Annotated in this window: 15 protein-coding genes; 8 read left to right on the top strand and 7 right to left on the bottom strand. The window is 73.2% G+C overall.

Translation table 11 applies throughout. The features are described 5' to 3' along the window. Nucleotides 1–131 precede the first annotated feature (131 nt). The 3 genes from cyc2 to CCN29_RS16460 all read right to left on the bottom strand — a co-directional run bounded on the left by cyc2 (nucleotide 132) and on the right by CCN29_RS16460 (nucleotide 4,251). On the bottom strand, nucleotides 132–2,288 hold the full coding sequence (gene cyc2 / locus CCN29_RS16470) for a germacradienol/geosmin synthase Cyc2 (protein WP_031062374.1): 2,157 nt from the start codon (nucleotides 2,286–2,288) through the stop codon (nucleotides 132–134). A gap of 96 nt (nucleotides 2,289–2,384) precedes the next feature. Beyond that, complete coding sequence (locus tag CCN29_RS16465) at nucleotides 2,385–3,563, bottom strand: damage-control phosphatase ARMT1 family protein (protein WP_086682723.1); 1,179 nt, start codon at nucleotides 3,561–3,563, stop codon at nucleotides 2,385–2,387. Between the two features lie 40 nt (nucleotides 3,564–3,603). After that, on the bottom strand, nucleotides 3,604–4,251 hold the full coding sequence (locus CCN29_RS16460) for a ScbR family autoregulator-binding transcription factor (RefSeq protein WP_006135584.1): 648 nt from the start codon (nucleotides 4,249–4,251) through the stop codon (nucleotides 3,604–3,606). Between the two features lie 412 nt (nucleotides 4,252–4,663). Here CCN29_RS16460 and CCN29_RS16455 point away from each other — a divergent pair, with 412 nt between their 5' ends. From CCN29_RS16455 to CCN29_RS16435, 5 genes are read left to right on the top strand one after another with little or no spacing between them, the layout of a single operon-like run. Then, complete coding sequence (locus tag CCN29_RS16455) at nucleotides 4,664–5,665, top strand: substrate-binding domain-containing protein (protein WP_031020371.1); 1,002 nt, start codon at nucleotides 4,664–4,666, stop codon at nucleotides 5,663–5,665. A 48-nt stretch (nucleotides 5,666–5,713) separates the two neighbouring features. Further along, the gene (locus CCN29_RS16450) at nucleotides 5,714–8,224 is read left to right on the top strand and encodes a sensor histidine kinase (RefSeq protein WP_031020370.1); all 2,511 of its coding nucleotides are present in this window, start codon (nucleotides 5,714–5,716) and stop codon (nucleotides 8,222–8,224) included. Between the two features lie 22 nt (nucleotides 8,225–8,246). Continuing rightward, entirely contained in the window at nucleotides 8,247–8,678 is a 432-nt protein-coding gene (locus tag CCN29_RS16445) for a roadblock/LC7 domain-containing protein (protein ID WP_006135580.1), read from the top strand. Between the two features lie 2 nt (nucleotides 8,679–8,680). Continuing rightward, the gene (locus CCN29_RS16440; RefSeq protein ID WP_031020369.1) at nucleotides 8,681–9,034 is read left to right on the top strand and encodes a DUF742 domain-containing protein; all 354 of its coding nucleotides are present in this window, start codon (nucleotides 8,681–8,683) and stop codon (nucleotides 9,032–9,034) included. Beyond that, a complete protein-coding gene (locus tag CCN29_RS16435) occupies nucleotides 9,021–9,620 on the top strand; it encodes a GTP-binding protein (RefSeq protein ID WP_006135577.1) in 600 nt (199 codons plus the stop codon). Before CCN29_RS16440 ends, CCN29_RS16435 begins: the two co-directional genes overlap by 14 nt. Nucleotides 9,621–9,677: 57 nt before the next feature. Here the strand turns inward: CCN29_RS16435 and CCN29_RS16430 are convergent, their stop codons facing one another. The 4 genes from CCN29_RS16430 to CCN29_RS16415 form a co-directional block, all read right to left on the bottom strand. Further along, nucleotides 9,678–10,634: an ABC transporter substrate-binding protein gene (locus CCN29_RS16430; RefSeq protein ID WP_086682720.1), complete on the bottom strand. Its 957-nt coding sequence runs from the start codon at nucleotides 10,632–10,634 to the stop codon at nucleotides 9,678–9,680. A gap of 75 nt (nucleotides 10,635–10,709) precedes the next feature. Next, nucleotides 10,710–11,375 (bottom strand): ABC transporter permease, encoded by a 666-nt coding sequence (locus CCN29_RS16425; RefSeq protein WP_006135574.1) that lies wholly within the window; start codon nucleotides 11,373–11,375, stop codon nucleotides 10,710–10,712. Beyond that, nucleotides 11,372–12,070 carry an ABC transporter permease gene (locus CCN29_RS16420; protein ID WP_006135572.1) on the bottom strand — a complete coding sequence of 233 codons (699 nt, stop codon included), beginning with the start codon at nucleotides 12,068–12,070 and terminating at the stop codon, nucleotides 11,372–11,374. Before CCN29_RS16420 ends, CCN29_RS16425 begins: the two co-directional genes overlap by 4 nt. After that, nucleotides 12,067–13,200, bottom strand: a complete 1,134-nt coding sequence (locus CCN29_RS16415) for an ABC transporter ATP-binding protein (protein ID WP_189404925.1) — start codon at nucleotides 13,198–13,200, stop codon at nucleotides 12,067–12,069. The genes CCN29_RS16420 and CCN29_RS16415 overlap by 4 nt, the downstream gene beginning before the upstream one ends. A gap of 302 nt (nucleotides 13,201–13,502) precedes the next feature. On the opposite strand from CCN29_RS16415, the gene CCN29_RS16410 reads away from it, so the two are divergent. Genes CCN29_RS16410 through CCN29_RS16400 form a run of 3 tightly spaced genes read left to right on the top strand, consistent with a single transcriptional unit; the run spans nucleotide 13,503 to nucleotide 16,706 of the window. After that, complete coding sequence (locus CCN29_RS16410) at nucleotides 13,503–14,192, top strand: response regulator transcription factor (RefSeq protein WP_031020360.1); 690 nt, start codon at nucleotides 13,503–13,505, stop codon at nucleotides 14,190–14,192. 38 nt (nucleotides 14,193–14,230) lie between these two features. Continuing rightward, complete coding sequence (locus tag CCN29_RS16405; RefSeq protein ID WP_037817197.1) at nucleotides 14,231–15,664, top strand: sensor histidine kinase; 1,434 nt, start codon at nucleotides 14,231–14,233, stop codon at nucleotides 15,662–15,664. A 52-nt stretch (nucleotides 15,665–15,716) separates the two neighbouring features. Continuing rightward, nucleotides 15,717–16,706, top strand: coding sequence for an NAD-dependent epimerase/dehydratase family protein (locus tag CCN29_RS16400; RefSeq protein WP_086682717.1), 990 nt, complete (start codon nucleotides 15,717–15,719; stop codon nucleotides 16,704–16,706). The last annotated feature ends 213 nt before the right edge of the window (nucleotides 16,707–16,919 follow it).

Raw genomic sequence — 16,919 nt, 5'->3', positions numbered from 1 at the left:
CCGCCGCCCGCGCGGGCGCGCCGGAGGGGGCGCCTCGGCGGCGGGAGGGACGGGGCCGGGGCCCGGCCGGGTGCCGGCGCGGGCGCCGGGCATCGGCCGGGGCCGCAGTACGGGCTGTTCCATGGGCCGTGTCAGACGAGGACGGGGGGCGTCGGGGGCCGGTGCGGCAGGAAGCCGTGCACGCGCCGGGACAGGTACTCGTCCTTGTACCGGTCCACGTTGCGGTGCCAGTTGAGGATCCCCGCCATCCAGTTCTGGAGGTCGGTCACATAACCCCGCATGATCTCCCGCGCCTCCTCCGACAGCTGGAAGTCGTCGTACACGACGGGAAGTTCGTGCGCGACGACGTGCTCGAACTGGCGCATGCGCTGGTTCATCAGGTCGGCGACGACGCGCAGCGCGTCCGGGTAGTCGATGCCGAAGAAGTTCTGGACGACGAGGACCGCGTTGTGCATCTCCCCCTCGAACTCGATCTCCTTCTGGTACGAGAACACGTCGTTGAGCAGGCAGGCGAAGTCGATCGCCGCGTTCTCCAGGGAGCGGACGGGTCCGGTGCGGTACACCTCGGGCGGGACCGCGGGGCCGTGGCCGGCGCGGCACAGCCCCAGGGTGAGGTCGGAGCCGAAGGTGGCGCGGCGCATCTCCAGGTAGTCCACCGGGTCGGGGACGCGGTTCTGGATCTGGTTGGACAGCTCCCACACCCATGACTCGGTCATCGTGTCGACGGCCGTCCTGAGGGGCAGGCGCTGCTCGGGGGTCATGCCGGCCGTGGTGCGGGCCCACAGGTCGATGAGGGACCGCTCCATGGCGTTGGCGGGCGCGGGGACCTCCTCGCCGTCCAGCGGCATGCAGGCCGACAGCCGGGCCGTGGTCAGCCGGGCGGCGGCCAGGTCGCGGCGGTGGCCGTAGACGAGCGGGTAGTAGTCGTCGCCGTAGGTGCCGAAGGCCAGCCAGCCGGAGGCGAGGTCGAGCTGCTCCTGGGTGGCGTCCGGGTCCAGGCCCGCCGCGCACAGGGGCAGGTCGCAGCTGGCGAGCTTGTCCTCGTCCCAGACGCCCTCGCCGAGGATGCCCATGCGGTGCGACCACTCCAGCAGGTGGCGGCGGGAGCCTTCGAGGGCGGGACTGAGGGACAGCGGGAACGGCATCCTGATGTCCGGGACGACCGACGGCCCGACCTTCCGGTACGGCACGTGCCGGTAGGGGCGCAGCCGCTCGGCGCCGGCCCGGGCGAGCAGCGCGCCGACGTCGGCGGCGGACGTGCCGGGGCCGGTCAGGGTCTGCCAGGAGGCGCCGGGGCGGGCGTTCTCGTTCATGTAGCGGCTGGAGCGGAGGTGCCATTCGTGGCCGCCCGCCTGCCAGTCCTGGAGTCCCTTGGCGTACGCGGCGACGGCGGCGGTCTCGGCGGGGGTGAGGCCCTGCTCCAGGGCGACGGCGGGCACCTCGGTGAACGCGGTGTGCTCGAACTGGTGCAGCCGGGAGGTGAGGACGTCGTTGACGATGTCGGCGGCCTGCTGCGTGGTGCAGCCGAAGAAGGTCTCCAGGACGAGGACGCCGTTGCTGAGCTCGCCCTCGTCCTCGACCTCCCGCTGGTAGGAGAACAGGTCGTTGCGCAGGTGCACGGCGTCGGAGAACGTCTCCATGAGCACCCGCAGCGGGCGCGTCCCGGCGACGGCGGCCGGCACCTCGGCGGTGGCGTACTCCACGAGCCCGGCGGACCAGGGGGCGCCGCCCACCTTGCGGCGCATCTCGATGTACTCGACGGGGTTGGCGACCCGCCCCTCGTTGATGTTGGACAGCTCCCACAGGGACTCGTTGAGCAGGTGCTCGGTGGCGACGGCGAACCGGCGGCGCCAGTCGGCGGACATCGCCGGCACGGTACGCGCCCACAGGTCGGCGAGGCCCGCCTCGACCGGGTTCTCCGGCTCGGGGACGGGCGTCCCCGGCTCCAGGGGCATGAACAGCGGCAGCCGGTCCAGGTGGGCCTTGCCGCCGACGCGGTCCTGGGTGCGCTTGAACTTCTCCAGGAAGTGGTCGTCGAAGAAGAACACCCACACGTACCAGTCGGTGATCAGGGACAGCGCGGGGCCGTCGCAGTCGGGGTGCGTGTAGGCGCAGAGCAGGCCGTAGTCGTGCGCGTCGAGGTCGGCCTGCTCCCAGACCCCGCTGCCCTCCAGCATGCCCATCTCACGCGCCCAGGCCGTGGAGTGGGCGCGGGCCTGGTCCACGTGCGGATTGAGGCGCGCGGGGTGCGGCATGTAGAAGTGCGGGAGTTCGAAGGGCTGCGTCATGGCCGGGGGCTACCCGTGGCGCTCCGGCCGCATCCGCCGGCCGCTTCATGATCACACCTTCGTGTGAAACCTGCCCGGGGGACGGGAGTTGGGGGCTCAGGTCCGTACCTGGATCAGCGCGTGAGTGCCGCCGGTGCGCCAGCGTCCGCCCTCGTCCGCGTCCAGCGTCGTCTCGGTCCGCGGGTCCAGTCCGGTGATCACCTCGGACTTGAGGGTGCGCAGGGCGGCGACGGGCCCCGGGAAGCAGGCGGTGACGTCGGCGAACGGGGTGGTCGCCGGCCAGTGCCGGTCGCCCACGAGGCGGCGGTAGTTGAGGTCGCCCTTGAGGACGGTGACGGTCGCGGCGGCGAAGTCCGCCCGCAGGTCGTCCGGCATGTCGGCGTACGGCAGGGGGGCGCAGGAGAACGGGTGGGCGCGCAGTTCGAGCCGGCCGTCGGTGAGGGCGGCGCGCAGGCCCTGTCCGTACGCCCCGGCGGCGCCCTTGGCGGCGGTGAGGCGCCGTACGGCGTCGAGGACGTCGGCGGTGGTGGCGTCGGAGACGTAGTACGGGTGCGGCTTGACGTGCAACTGCGCGCGGGCGACACGGCCGTGGGCGAGCAGGTGGGCGATCAGCAGGAGGTCGGGGACGAGTTCGCGGCCCGCGTTGTCGGCGACCAGGCAGAGGGTGCCGGGCGGGGAGCCGTCGAGCAGGGACCACAGGCGGTCGCTGTCGTCGGCCACCAGCGCGGGGACGGCGGCCTGTTCCTCGGCGCCCTCGGCGGACATGCGGAACCCCAGGTCGGCGCGGTTGCCCCAGAGGGAGCCGTGCAGCAGGGCGCGGGCGCGTTCGTCCTCGGGGAGGTCCTCGAGGGCGTCGAGCGCGGCGAGTTCGTCGTCCGTGGCGGGCGCGTCGAGCTCGGCGAGCTTGGCGGGGCGGAAGGGGTCGACGCCCTGCCAGGGGCCGGGCTCGAAGTAGCCGGTGGCCTGGAGCAGTTGGCGGTAGAACCAGCTCTCGGACCAGAGCCAGGGCACGTCGTGCCAGGAGCGGCCGGCGTGGGCGTGCATGCCCCAGGCCGCCCAGCGGTCGTGGTCGTGGGCGTCGTCGGGCAGCGGGGTGATCACGCCCTCGGTGCAGTCGGTGCGCAGGGCGTCGAGCGCGCGGCGCCGGTCCGGGCCGTAGGGGGTGTCCTCGGCGACCTGGCGGACGATCGCGGGGTGCCGCTCGGCCAGCACGCCGTACGGGAAGGTGCCGGGCCGGTCGGCGACGATCACGGGGGCGGCGGGGGTGTCGGGCATGGGGCTCACCGTAACCCGCCGGGGCGCGGCGCGCCGGGCGTCACAGCGGGGCGGGCTCCCGCTCCAGCCGTGCGGCGAGAGACAGGTAGCGGGAGCGGCGGGTCACGGGGACCAGGCCGCGCAGGAGGAGCTGCCACATCTCGGCCGTGCGGCGGGGCTGGCGGGTGACGGGTTCGCGGGCGCTGCCGACGACCCGGGTGCCGACGAAGAAGCAGACCAGGGAGTGGGCGACGACGTCGATGTCGGCGTCCGCGTGGACGTCGCGCTCCTCGACGGCGGCGGCCAGCCGGGCCGAGACGATGTCGAGCCACTCGGTGAAGGGGTGGCTGAGCGGCGGGCGCGGCCGGGTGGTGCCGGTGGCCAGGCGCAGGCCGGCGCGCAGCACGGGGTCCTCGGCGGACATGCGGGCCATGCAGAAGGTGAGGCGCATCAGCGCCTCCAGGGACGTGCGGCCGCGCGCGCCGGTGTCGCGGGCCAGCCGGCGGCAGGTCGCGGACTGGAGCTCCAGGATGGCGTGGGCGAGGTCCTCCTTGGCGGCGAAGTGGAAGTAGAGGGCCCCTTTGGTGACGCGGGCGTGCTCGACGATGTCGCTGAGACTGGTCGCTTCGTAGCCCTGCCGGTCGAACAGGTCGGCGGCGGCCGTGATGATCGTCGCGCGGGTCTTCTCGGCGCGTACCTGCCGTGTCATCGACTGCACTCCTGTGGCCGGAAAGCGACCGCCCATGCCCTGTGTTCTCACGCCCCGTACACGATAACTCACTGTGCGCTGGCGTTCATCACCCCGGCGGGCGAGCGCAGTTGAACATACGGGGCATACGGGGCGCACGCCGCGAGGTGAACCGGCGTGCCGGGTATCCGTGCGCGCGCCCGTTTCGACACCGTACGGGGCCCCTCGCCGGCGCCTCGCGCGTACTCACGGTTCATCACAATGCGGCAGCAGCGCCTCACTTCGCGTGGCTGTTCACTTGACGAGCAGTGGTTCCACAGGGTTGGCTCCGGCCAGCGAGAGTCACCCGGACGGCCGCACGTCGCGGTGGCCCGATCCCGTCGGTGTCTCTCCTCCGCACCTGCTCTGCCGTACAGCGAGGTCCGCGCTCCTCATGAACACTCGTCCCCCGTCCCGCCGCACCCCGAGACGCCGAACGGCGCTTTTGACGGCCGTGATCGGTCTGCTCGTGGCGGGCTGCTCCTCCTCCGGCACGGACGACGGGAGCGACGGCGCGGGCGCCCCGCGCGGCTCCGGGGGCCTGCGGGTCGCGCTGGTCACCCACGGCGGCGAGGGCGACGCGTTCTGGGACCGGGTGCGCAAGGGCGCCGAGGCCGCGGCCGCCAAGGACGGCATCGAACTGACCTACGTCAGCGACCCGGACGCGGCCGGACAGGCCGACCTGGTGCGCGAGGCGATCCGGGACGGCGTCGACGGCATCGCGCTCACCCTGGCCAAGCCGCAGGCCATGAAGGGCCCGGTGAACGAGGCGCGCGCCGCCGACATCCCCGTGGTCGGCCTCAACTCCGGCCTGGACGCGTGGAAGGAGGCCGGGCTGCTGGCGTTCTTCGGGCAGGACGAGAGCCTGGCGGGCCGCGCCGTCGGCGAGAAGCTGAACGACCTGAAGGCGAAGCACACGCTGTGCCTCGTGCACGAGCGGGGCAACGTCGGTGTGGAGGCCCGCTGCGCCGGCGTGAAGAAGACCTTCCGCGGCACGACCGAGAACCTGTACGTGGACGGCACCGACATGCGGGCCGTCCGCGGCATCCTCGCGGCCCGGCTGCGCCAGGACTCCTCCATCGACCAGGTGGTCGCCAACGGGGCGGACTACGCGCTCGCCTCGGTGGAGGCGGTGAAGGAGGCGGACAGCGACGCCGAGGTGGCCACCTTCGACCTGAACGGCGAGCTGGTGGACGCCGTGCGCGGCGGAAACGTCCGGTTCGCCGTCGACCAGCAGCCCTACCTCCAGGGCTATCTCGCCGTGGACGCGCTGTGGCTGTACCGGATCAACGGCAACGTCAGCGGCGGGGCCGCGCCCGTCCTCACCGGGCCGGCGTTCGTCACGAAGGCGGAGGCCGACTCGGTCGCCGGTTTCGCCGCCGCCGGAACCCGCTGACGACCGCCGTGCGTACCCTCTCCACCACCCGACCGCTCTAGGACCACGATGTCTCCTCGGACAGGTGCCCGGCGCCGTCTCGGCTCCATACGCCTCTCGCTGATCATGCTCGCCCTGGTGCCCTCCGTCGCCCTCGCCGGGCTGTGGGGCGTGACCACGATCCGCATGTTCTCGGAGGGGCTGGAGCTGCGGTCCCAGACCCAGCTGAGCCGGTCCACCGGCGCGATGGGCATGCACGCCGCGCTCGACCTCCAGCGGGAGCGGGCGCTGACCTCCGACTGGCTGTCCGGCTCGGACGGTTCGCGGGCCGCGCTCCAGACCCAGCGGCGCGCCACCGACCGGTCCGTGGCGCGGCTCATGGGGCAGGCCGACGCGATCGCCGAGGCGTCCCCGCGTATCTCGGACCGGCTGTACTCCGTGCTCGGCTCGGTGGGCAGCCTGGAGTACTACCGCGACCAGATCGACAACCCGCGCGACATCACCGCCGAGGAGGCGCTGGAGCAGTACACGTCGGTCATCGGCGACCAGATCCGCGCCTTCCAGGAGCTGTCCCAGGTCGACGACGGCGACCTCACCTCCCAGGCGCAGCCGCTGGTGTCGCTGGAGCACGCGGCGGAGCTGATGTCCCGTGAGGACGCGCTGCTCACCCTCGCCTGGCCGTCCGGCCGGCTGGACGCCGAGCGGTGGGGGCAGTTCGCCGAGCTGGTCCACACCCGGCGCTGGCTGGTCAACGACCAGATCAGGCCGACGCTGAGCGGCGACCTGAAGACGCGGACCGAGCGGATCCTGTCGACGCCCGAGTGGCGCGCGCTCGAGGCCGTGGAGGACCAGGTGCTGGCCACCCCGGCCGAGGGGGAGGACCGCGAGGTCGAACTGCCGGATCTGCGGGACCGGTGGGCCGGGGCCATGGACAAGGTCTCCCCCCAGTACAGCGCCATGATCCGGCAGCAGACCGACGCGCTGCTCGCCCGCAGCGCCGACGAGGCGCGCAGCCTGCTGCTGACGGCCGCCTCGCTGAGCGCGGCGGGACTGCTCGCGCTGCTGCTGTGCGTGACCCTGTCCTGGCGCATCACCCGCTCGCTGTCCCGCCGGCTGCGCGGGCTGCGCCTGGCCACCCTGGGCCTGGCGCAGGAGCGGCTGCCGGACGTGGTGGCCCGGCTGGAGCGGGGCGAGAAGGTGGACCCGGAGGCGGCGACCACGCCCCTGGACTACGGTCACGACGAACTCGGGCAGGTGGCGCAGGCGTTCAACACCGCGCAGCGCACGGCCGTCCACACCGCCGTCGAACTCGCCGACACCCGGCGCGGCTTCCAGAAGATCATCCTGGGCATCGCGCGGCAGAGCCAGAACCTGGTCAACCTCCAGCTCAGCAAGCTGGACGCGCTGGAGCGCAGGCACACCGACCCCGAGGTCCTCAAGGGCCTGTACGACCTCGACTCCGTGGCCAGCCAGCTGCGCCGGTACGAGGAAAACCTTGTCATCGTCAGCGGGGAGCGCCCCGGCCGCACCTGGAGCGAGCCGGTCGCGCTGATCGACATCCTGCGCAGCGCGGTGGGCGAGGTCGCCGAGTACCAGCGGGTGGAGGTGTACACCGACGAGGAGGTGTCGCTGGCGCCGCCCTCGGTGGCCGACGTGATCCACCTGCTCGCCGAGCTGATCGACAACGCGACGGTGTACTCGCCGGCGCCGAGCCCGGTCACGGTGCGCGCGGCGCTGGTCGCCAAGGGTCTCGCCGTCGAGATCGAGGACCGCGGGCTCGGCATGGCCGAGGAGGACTACGACTCCCTCAACGCCCAGCTGGCCGAGCCGCCCCAGTTCGACGTGGTGGCCCTCGCCGACGACCTGCGGCTCGGCATGTTCGTGGTCTCCCAGCTGGCGCACCGCCACGGTGTCACGGTCACGCTCCGCCCGTCGCCGTACGGCGGGACGACGGCGATCGTGCTGCTCCCGCACGAGGTGGTCGTCGTGGCCGACAAGGCGTCGGACGCGGGGCGGGGGGCGTCCGCCTCCCGGGAGGCCGCCTCCGGCACGGACGCGTCCCTGCCGCCGCTTCCGGCGCGGGAACGGGCGTCCGGCGCGCGCGGCGGCTCGGAGGCCGCGGCGGAGGACGGCGCCGAGGAAGACTCCCGGGCCTCCGGTGAGCCGGACGGCGACGCGGGCGCCCCCGAGGACCGTCCCGCCCCCGCGTGGGCCGGGGCCGCCCGGGCGGCGTCCGAGCCCGCGCACGGGGACACCGGCGCCGCGCGCGCCGGCGCCCCGCGGCAGGCCGCCGCGTCCCGGCAGAACGGCTCCGGCCCCGCCCGCAAGGGCGGCCTCGCACCGCTCCCCCGCCGGGTGCCGCAGACCAGCCTCGCCGCCGAGCTGCTCGAGGACCCGGCCGCCGCCGACCCGCACGACGACGAGTTCACCGCCGAGCACGCCGCCTCGTCCCTGGCCGGTTTCCAGCAGGGCACGTTCCGGGCGCGGGACGCCGTCGGTGACGAACCCCAGGACGGGCCGCCCCGCGTGCCCGCGCCCGCCTCCGGGCACCCGACCCCGACCGCTGACGCCGACCGCTGACCGCCGACGAAGGAACACCGCCATGACACGCCCCCTGCCCGCCACCCACACCCAGCTGGACCAGCTGCTGACCGGACTCGTGGAACGGGTCGCCGACGTGAACCAGGCCGTGGTGCTCTCCGAGGACGGCCTGGTGGTCAGCAAGTCCACCGGCTTCCTGCGGGACGACGCCGAGCGCCTGGCCGCGACCGCGTCCGGTCTGATGAGCCTGAGCAAGGGCGTCAGCATGGACTTCCGGGGCGGCCCGGTGCGCCAGGCGCTCATCGAGATGGCGCACAGCTACCTGATCCTCACCTCGGCCGGCCCCGGCGCCCATCTGGTGGTGCTGACCGGTCCGAAGGCGGACGTCGGCGTGGTGGCGTACCAGATGAACATGCTGGTGAAGAAGATCGGCGAGCACCTCAGCGCGGCCCCGCGGGACGTCAGCGGTCCCTCCGAAGACCCAGGCGTGTGAGGGTGGGCGGGACCGACCGGTCGGGGCGGCTGGTACGGCCGTTCACCCTGACCGGGGGCCGCACGCGGCCGAGCCGCGCCGACTTCACGCTCATCACCACGGTGACGACGGTGGATCCGCAGCCCGAGACGGGCGCCCGGCCGCAGCCCGAGCATCTGCGGATCCTGCGACTGTGCGAGCGGCCGATGGCGGTCGCCGAGCTCTCCGCGCGGCTCGACCTGCCGGTGAGCGTGGTCGCCATCATGCTGAGCGACCTGCTGGAGGCGGGCCGGATCACCGTCCGCGCGCCGCGTTCCGTCACCACCCCGGATACGGACCTGCTCCAGAAAGTGAGGGAAGGCCTTGGCCGGCTCTGACACCGGTGTCCGGGCGTCCGCCGACGGCGGGGCGCCCGACACGGTCAAGATCCTCATCGCCGGCGGTTTCGGCGTGGGCAAGACGACCATGGTCGGCTCGGTCAGCGAGATCAGGCCGCTGCGCACCGAGGAATCGCTGACCATGGCGAGCCTGGACGTCGACGACCTGGACGGCGTCGAGGAGAAACGTGTCACCACGGTGGCCATGGACTTCGGCCGGATCACCGTGTCCGACGACCTGGTGCTGTACCTGTTCGGCACGCCGGGGCAGCAGCGGTTCTGGTTCATGTGGAACGACCTGGCCCTCGGCGCGCTGGGCGCGGTGGTCCTGGTCGACGTGCGCCGGCCGAAGTCGAGTTTCGCCGCGATCGACTTCTTCGAGCGGCGGGGCATCCCGTTCGTGGTGGCCGTCAACGGCTTCCACGGCGAACACCCCTACCCGGTGGAGGACATCAAGGAGGCGCTGACGCTGCCGGAGGACGTGCCGGTGCTGCTGTGCGACGCGCGGGAGCGGGAGTCCTCGCGGGACGTGCTGATCGCGCTCATCGACCTGCTGATCGCGCAGGCGGCCGCCACCGCGGGCTGACCGCGCGGGGTGCGGCGGAACGTTCCGCCGCACCCCGCCGCGCCCCGCGGCCGCGTCTCAGCCGAGACCGGCGGACTTCAGCCAGGCCTTGGCCACGTCCAGCGGGTCCTTCTTCTCCAGCTGCACCTGGGCGTCCAGGTCGAGCAGCGTCTTGGTGTCCAGCTTCGCGGAGACCGCGTTCAGCGCCTCGACGCCCTCCTGCGGCAGCCCGTCCTTGCGGACCAGCGGGGTGACGTTGGCGAACCCGAAGAGGTTCTCCGGGTCCTTCAGGACGACGAACTTCTCCTTGACGATGGCCGGGTCCGTGGTGAACACGTCCGCCGCCTGCACCTCGTTCTGCGCGAGGGCCGCCTGGGTGAGCGGGCCGCCGGCGTCCAGCGCCTTGAAGTTCTTGAACTTCAGTCCGTAGACCGACTCCAGGCCCTTGAGGCCCTGCTGCCGGGTCTGGAACTCGGGCGAGCCGCCGATCACCAGCTCGGGCGCGGCCTCCTTGAGGTCGGCGAGCGTGGACTCGGCGGTGAGGCCGTACTTCTTCGCCGTGGCGGCGTTGACGCTGACCGAGTCCTTGTCCTCGGCCGGCGAGGACTCCAGCAGGGTGAGCTGCTTGTCCAGCTTGGCCTTCACCGCCTCGTTGACCGCGTCGGCGGAGGTCTGCTCGGCCTTCGCGTCGAGGTAGGCGAGGAGGGAGCCGTTGTACTCGGGAAGGACCGTCACCGAGCCGTTCTTCATCAGGCCGTACGTGGTCTCACGGCTGCCGATGTTGTGCTTGTAGGAGACCTTGAGGCCCTTGGCGCGCAGCGCCTCGCCGTAGATGTCGGCGAGCAGGGTGCTCTCGGCGAAGTTGTTCGAGCCGACGACGACGGTGCCCGCCTCGGCCTTGCCGCCGTCGAGCGGGTTGTCGGAGGTGTCCCCGGAGGAACAGCCCGTGAGCAGCGCCGCCGCGGCGGCGAGCGCGACCGCCGTCGCCCCGTGAAGCCTCGTCCTCGATCTGCTGCTCTTCGCCGTAAGTGTCATTCACCGATCCAATCCAGCCGTCTCACGCTCGGTCAAGAACGTCAGGGTCACATTTGTCGTACAACTGATCGAATGTCAGCGGCGGCGCACTCCGGGCGACACCGCGAGCCGCCCCACGGCCCAGAACAGCGCGAGCGTGACGAGGGCGAGGAGCGCCACCAGCGTCGCCCCGCCGACGACCTTCTCGTAGTTCCGCTGGTAAAGGCCGTCGATGATGTAGCGGCCCAGCCCGCCGAGGCTGACGTAGGCCGCGATGGTGGCCGTGGACACGATCTGGATGGCGGCGGAGCGCAGCCCGCTGAGGATCAGCGGGAGCGCCACCGGCACCTCCACCCGGAACAGGATCCGCGACTCGCGCATGCCCATCCCGCGCGCCGCGTCGACCGGGGCGGGGTCGACGGTGCGGACCGCCTCGTACGTGGTCACCAGGATCGGCGGCACGGCGAGCACGACCAGCGGGATCATCACGGGCAGCAGGCCGAAGCCGATGAGCAGCACCGCCAGCACCAGCAGGCCGAAACTGGGCAGCGCGCGGGCGGCGTTGGCGACGAACGCGATGGCGTTGCCGCCGCGTCCGGTGTGCCCGGTCAGCAGCCCCACGGGCAGGCCGATCGCCGCGGCGATCGCGAGCGCCAGCGCCGCGTACCGGACGTGCTCCAGGAAGCGGGTCGGGATGCCGTCGTAGCCGTGCCAGTGGGCACCGTCGCTGAAGAACGCCTGGACGAAGTTGAGGACGTTCACCGGGCGGCGCCCTTCGTGAGGAGCTCCTCGCGCGGGGCGGCGGTCCGCTCCCGTCCGGAGCGGGGCATCCAGGGGGTCAGCGCCCGGCGCAGGGCGACCAGTGCGGCGTCGCACAGGATCGCCAGGACGGCCGTCGTCACCACGGCGTTCGCCGCGAGTTCGGGCCGGTCGTACTTCTGCGCGGCGGCGAGCAGGTTGCCGAGGGCGCCCTGGTTGCCGATGAGGGCGCCGACGCTCACCAGGGAGATGCTGGACGCGGTGGCGACCCGCAGGCCTGCGATGATCGCGGGCGCGGCGATCGGCAACTGCACCTGGAGATACCGCCGTACGGGGCCGAAGCCCATGGCGGTGGCGGCGGACAGGGTCTCGTCCGGCACCGAGCGCACGCCGTCCGCGATCGCCGGGACCAGCACCACCAGGCTGTACAGGGCCAGCGGGATCATCACGGTCAGCTCGGTCTGGCCCGTGTAGTCGATGAGCACGACGAAGAAGGCGAGCGACGGCACCGCGTAGAGCATGGTCGTCACCCCGAGTACCGGCGGGTACAGCCAGCGGAACCGGTTGCACAGCAGGGCCAGCGGCAGGGCGAGCAGCAGACCGGCGGCCACCGGCAGCAGGGCCTCCCGCAGGTGCAGCCCGATCAGACCGGCCCAGCTGTGCTGGAGGTCGCTGGGTATGTCGAAGAAGCCGTTCATCCGGCGACCTTCTCGTCCTCGCCCCGCGCCGGGGCGGCGTCCGTCTCCGCCTGGGTGTGCGCGGCGCGGATCGCCTCGCCGATGGTCTGCTGGGAGACCACGCCGGTCACCCGGCCGTCCGCGTCGACGGCGACCGCCCAGCCGGTGGGCGAGAGCACCGCGCAGTCCAGCGCGGCCCGCAGCGAGTCCGTGCCGGGCCGGAACGGCCGCCCGTACGGCAGCAGCCGGTCCGCGTCGCCGGCGCTCCCGCGCTCCCGCCAGCCGAGGGGGCGGCCCTCGGCGTCGGTGACCAGCAGGTACGGCGTCTCGGCGGTGGTGAGGGGTGCGTCGGGCGCGCCGGCCGGGACCACCGCGTCGGTGGTCAGCTCCAGCGCGTCCGACGTGAAGAAGGACAGCCGGCGGATGCCCCGGTCGGCGCCGAGGAAGTCCTCGACGAAGGAGTCCGCCGGGTTCGACAGCAGCTCGGCGGGCGGGGCGTACTGGGCGAGCCGGCCGCCCTCGCGCAGCACGGCGACCATGGTGCCGAGCTTGATCGCCTCGTCGATGTCGTGGGTGACGAAGACGATGGTCTTGCCCAGCTCGTCCTGGATGCGCAGCAGTTCGTCCTGGAGTCCCTTGCGCACCACCGGGTCGACGGCCGAGAACGGCTCGTCCATCAGCAGCACCGGCGGGTCCGCGGCGAGCGCCCGGGCCACGCCGACGCGCTGCTGCTGGCCGCCGGAGAGCTGGTAGGGGTAGCGCTTGGCGAGGGAGGCGTCCAGGCCCACGCGCTCCATCAGCTCCGCCGCCCGCTCCCTGGCCCGCTGCTTGCCCCAGCCGAGCATGCGGGGCACGGTCGCGATGTTGTCGGCGATGGTGCGGTGCTGGAAGAGGCCCGCGTTCTGGATGACGTAGCCCATGCTGCGGCGCAGGGTGGTCACCGGCTGCCGCTGGACGTCCTCGCCGTCGAGCAGGATCGTTCCCTCGGTGGGCTCGACCATGCGGTTGATCATGCGCAGGGTGGTCGTCTTGCCGCAGCCCGAGGGGCCGACGAGGACGGTGATCGAGCGGTCGGGGATCTCCAGCGACAGCCGGTCGACCGCCACCGTGCCGTCCGGGTACCGCTTCGTGACTGAGTCGATCCGTATCAAGACGCCGTGTGCCCTTCGGGTGGCGGAAATTGGTCAGCAGGGGTCGCCCGCGCGGTGCCGGTCGAGTGTAGACGGCGGCGCCGACAAGGCCCCGGGGAAAAGACGCGGGACCCCGGCGGCCGGGGCGGCCGGAGCCACGCCGCCACCTGCCCAGATCCCGGCGTGCCAAACCACCCGCCGCCGTTGGACCGTCCGGGGGACGGCCCGGACGGTACGGCGGTTTTCTGTCGGTTCGCTGTCGATCGGGTTGCGGTCGTGCAGCGCCCCCCGGCGGAAGGGGCGGGGTGGCGCACTATGGCCGGGTGGACAGAGTGCGACTGCTCGTGGTGGACGACGACCCTCCGATAGCCGACCTGGTGGCGACGGTCGCCCGGTACGAGGGCTGGGAGGCGGTCACCGCCCACTCCGGTGAGGAGGCGCTGCGCCGCGCCGACGCGTTCCGCCCCGACATCGTGGTGCTGGACCTGATGCTGCCGGACCTCGACGGCTTCGGGGTGCTGGACGGGCTGCGCCGCTCCGGACGGATGGTGCCGGTGGTGTTCCTCACCGCGCGGGACGGCGTCGCCGACCGGGTGGCGGGACTGACCCGGGGCGGTGACGACTACCTGGTCAAGCCGTTCGCGGTCGAGGAGCTGATGGCGCGGCTGCGGACGGTGCTGCGGCGCAGCGCGGGCCCGGACTTCCCGCGGTCGGTGCTGCGGGTGGGCGACCTGACGATGGACGAGGACACCCGGGAGGTGCGGCGCGGCGAGCATGTGCTGGCGCTCACCCCGACCGAGTACGAGGTGCTGCGCTATCTGATGCGCCGCTCCCCCACCGTGCTGACCAAGGCCCAGATCCTCGACCACGTGTGGGAGTACGGCTTCGGCGGCCGGTCCAACGTGGTGGAGCTGGTGGTCAGCCGGCTGCGGCGCAAGCTGGACGCGACGGGTGAGCCGCTGATCCGGACCGTGCGGGGCTTCGGGTACATGATCCGGGAGGCGGCGGAGTGAGGGCCGCCGTCCGGCGGGCGCGGGACGGTCTCCGGCGGATGCGGGACAGCTTCCGGCGGATGCGGCTCGGCACCCGGCTGGCGCTGGGCCTCGGGGTGCTGTCGCTGGCGGTGTTCGCGGTCGTCGGCACGGCGCTCACCGCGTACATGCGGGACTATCTGGAACAGCAGCTCGGCGAGCAGCTGAAGCTCATCCAGACCGTGCAGGCCAAGGACGCGGCGGCGCACGGCACGGTGCGGCGCAAGCCGTACTACGGCTGGTACACGGCGGTGTACGACGTCAGCGGCGGCTCCGTCTCGCTGCGCCGGCCCGCCGACGTACCCGAGGACACCCGGCCGCTGGCCGATCTCGCGCGGGCGATGGCGCACTCCGACACCGAGCTGATGCGCACCGCGCGGATCGACGGGGAGGGCACGTACCGGCTGCGCGGCTGCGAGGTCGAGCCGGGGGTGGTGCTGGTGAGCGCCGCCCCGGTGGAGGGCGTGGAGGAGACCGTCGAGCGGCTGGTCACCGTGCAGGTGGTGGTGTTCGCGCTGGCGCTGGCGGCGCTGGTGGTGTTCGGGCGGCGGATGCTGCGGCGCGGGCTGAAGCCGCTGAGCGACATGGCGCACACCGCGCACGGCATCGCCTCGCACGACCTCACCGAGTCCGCGTCCCGGCTGCCGCTGCGCGCCGACGGACGCGACGGCGGACGGGAGGTCGCCGAACTGCGCACCGCGTTCAACACGATGCTGGAGCACATCGACGACTCCCTCGCCGTCCGCGCGGAGGCGGAGCTGCGGCTGCGCCGCTTCGTCGCGGACGCCTCGCACGAGCTGCGCACCCCGCTGATGTCGGTACGCGGCTACGCGGACCTGTTCCAGTACGCCGCCGCGAACGAACCCGCCGAGCGGGAGAGGCACCTGGCCCGGCTGCGGGCCGAGGCCGCGCGGATGGGCGTCCTCCTCGACGACCTGCTGCTGCTCGCCCGGCTGGACGCGGCGGAGGTGGAGGCGCCGCTGCGGCCGGAGGACACCGACCTCACGGAGCTGGTGCAGCAGGCGGCGGACGCGTTCCGGGCGGCCCGCCCGGACCGTCCGCTCACCGTGACCGCGCGCGCCACGGGCCCGCTGGTGCTGCGTCTCGATCCACAGCGGATACGGCAGGTACTGGACAACCTGCTCGCCAACGCCGCCGTGCACACCCCGCCCGGTACCCCGGTCACCGTCGAGGTCACCGCGGCCGGCGACGCGGCCCTGGTGCGGGTCGCCGACGCCGGCCCGGGCATCCCGGCGGACCACAGGGACCGGGTCTTCGACCGCTTCTACCGCGTCGACAAGGCCCGCACCCGCGACCGCGGCGGCAGCGGGCTCGGGCTGGCCGTCGCCCGCTCCCTGGTGCGCGCCCACGGCGGCGACATCGGCCTGACCAGCCGGCCGGGCGCGACCGTGTTCACGGTGCGGCTGCCGGCGCGGGGTCTTACGGACCCGTGACGTGCCGGGCGCGGAGCCGTCCCGGGGGCGACGACCGGCTTAGCGTGGGGGCATGCGAGTGCTGGTCACCGGCGGTGCCGGGTTCATCGGGTCCCATGTCGTCACGGCGTTGCGGGAGCGCGGGCACGAGCCCGTCGTGTTCGACGTCCGCTCCGATCCGGCGGCGGACGTGCGCGCACCGGACGCGGTGCGGGCGGCCCTCGCCGGCGTGGACGCGGTCTGCCACCAGGCGGCGATGGTCGGCCTCGGCACCGGATTCGCCGACGCGCCCGAGTACGTCTCCCGCAACGACCTGGGCACGGCCGTCCTGCTGACCGCTATGGCGGAGGCGGGCGTGGGGCGGCTGGTGCTGGCCGGTTCGATGGTGGTGTACGGCGAGGGCCGCTACGTCTGCGCCGAGCACGGGGTCGTACGGCCGGGCCCGCGCGCCGAGGCGGACCTGGCGGCCGGGCGGTTCGAGCCGCCGTGCCCGGTGTGCGGGGCCGCCCTCGCGCCGGGACCGGTCGCCGAGGACGCGCCCGTCGACCCGCGCAACGTGTACGCCACGACCAAGCTGGCGCAGGAACACCTGGCCGCCGCGTGGGCGCGGGTGACGGGCGGCTCGGCGGTGTCGCTGCGCTACCACAACGTGTACGGCCCGGGGATGCCCCGGGACACCCCGTACGCCGGGGTCGCGTCCTTCTTCCGCTCCGCCCTGGCCCGCGGTGAGGCTCCGCGGGTCTTCGAGGACGGGAACCAGCGGAGGGACTTCGTGCACGTACGGGACGTGGCGTCCGCCAACGTGGCGGCACTGGAGGCGGATCCGCGCGCGGGTGTGCTCACCGCGTACAACACGGGGAGCGGCACCCCTCACACGGTGGGCGACCTCGCCCATGCCCTCGCGGGGGCCCACGGGGGGCCGTCCCCGGTGGTCACGGGCGAGTTCCGCCTGGGCGACGTCCGCCACATCACGGCCGATTCCGCCCGCCTGAGGGCGGAGCTGGGCTGGAAGCCGGAGATCACCTTCGAGGAAGGCATGCGGGAGTTCGCCAACATGGTGTAGCTCGGGGGGCCCGGGAGGCCGCACGCCTCGAAGCGCCGTGTGCCCAGCACGCCCAAGGGGCGCGGGGAACTGCGCGACCAGCCCCCACCAGCCCGCACCCGGCGTGCAACAGCAACCGGCACCCCGGTGGCCGTACGCAGGTGAAGCGCGGGCCGCTGGGGGGTGCCGCCTGCGCCCACCCGTGCCGCCCCGAGCGGCACGACTGCCCGCAGT

It is taken from the genome of Streptomyces pseudogriseolus, assembly GCA_002154585.1.
In the GTDB taxonomy this organism is placed as follows: domain Bacteria; phylum Actinomycetota; class Actinomycetes; order Streptomycetales; family Streptomycetaceae; genus Streptomyces; species Streptomyces pseudogriseolus.
Note: the sequence above shows the minus strand (reverse complement) of the source record. Positions and strands in the feature narration are given on the sequence as shown.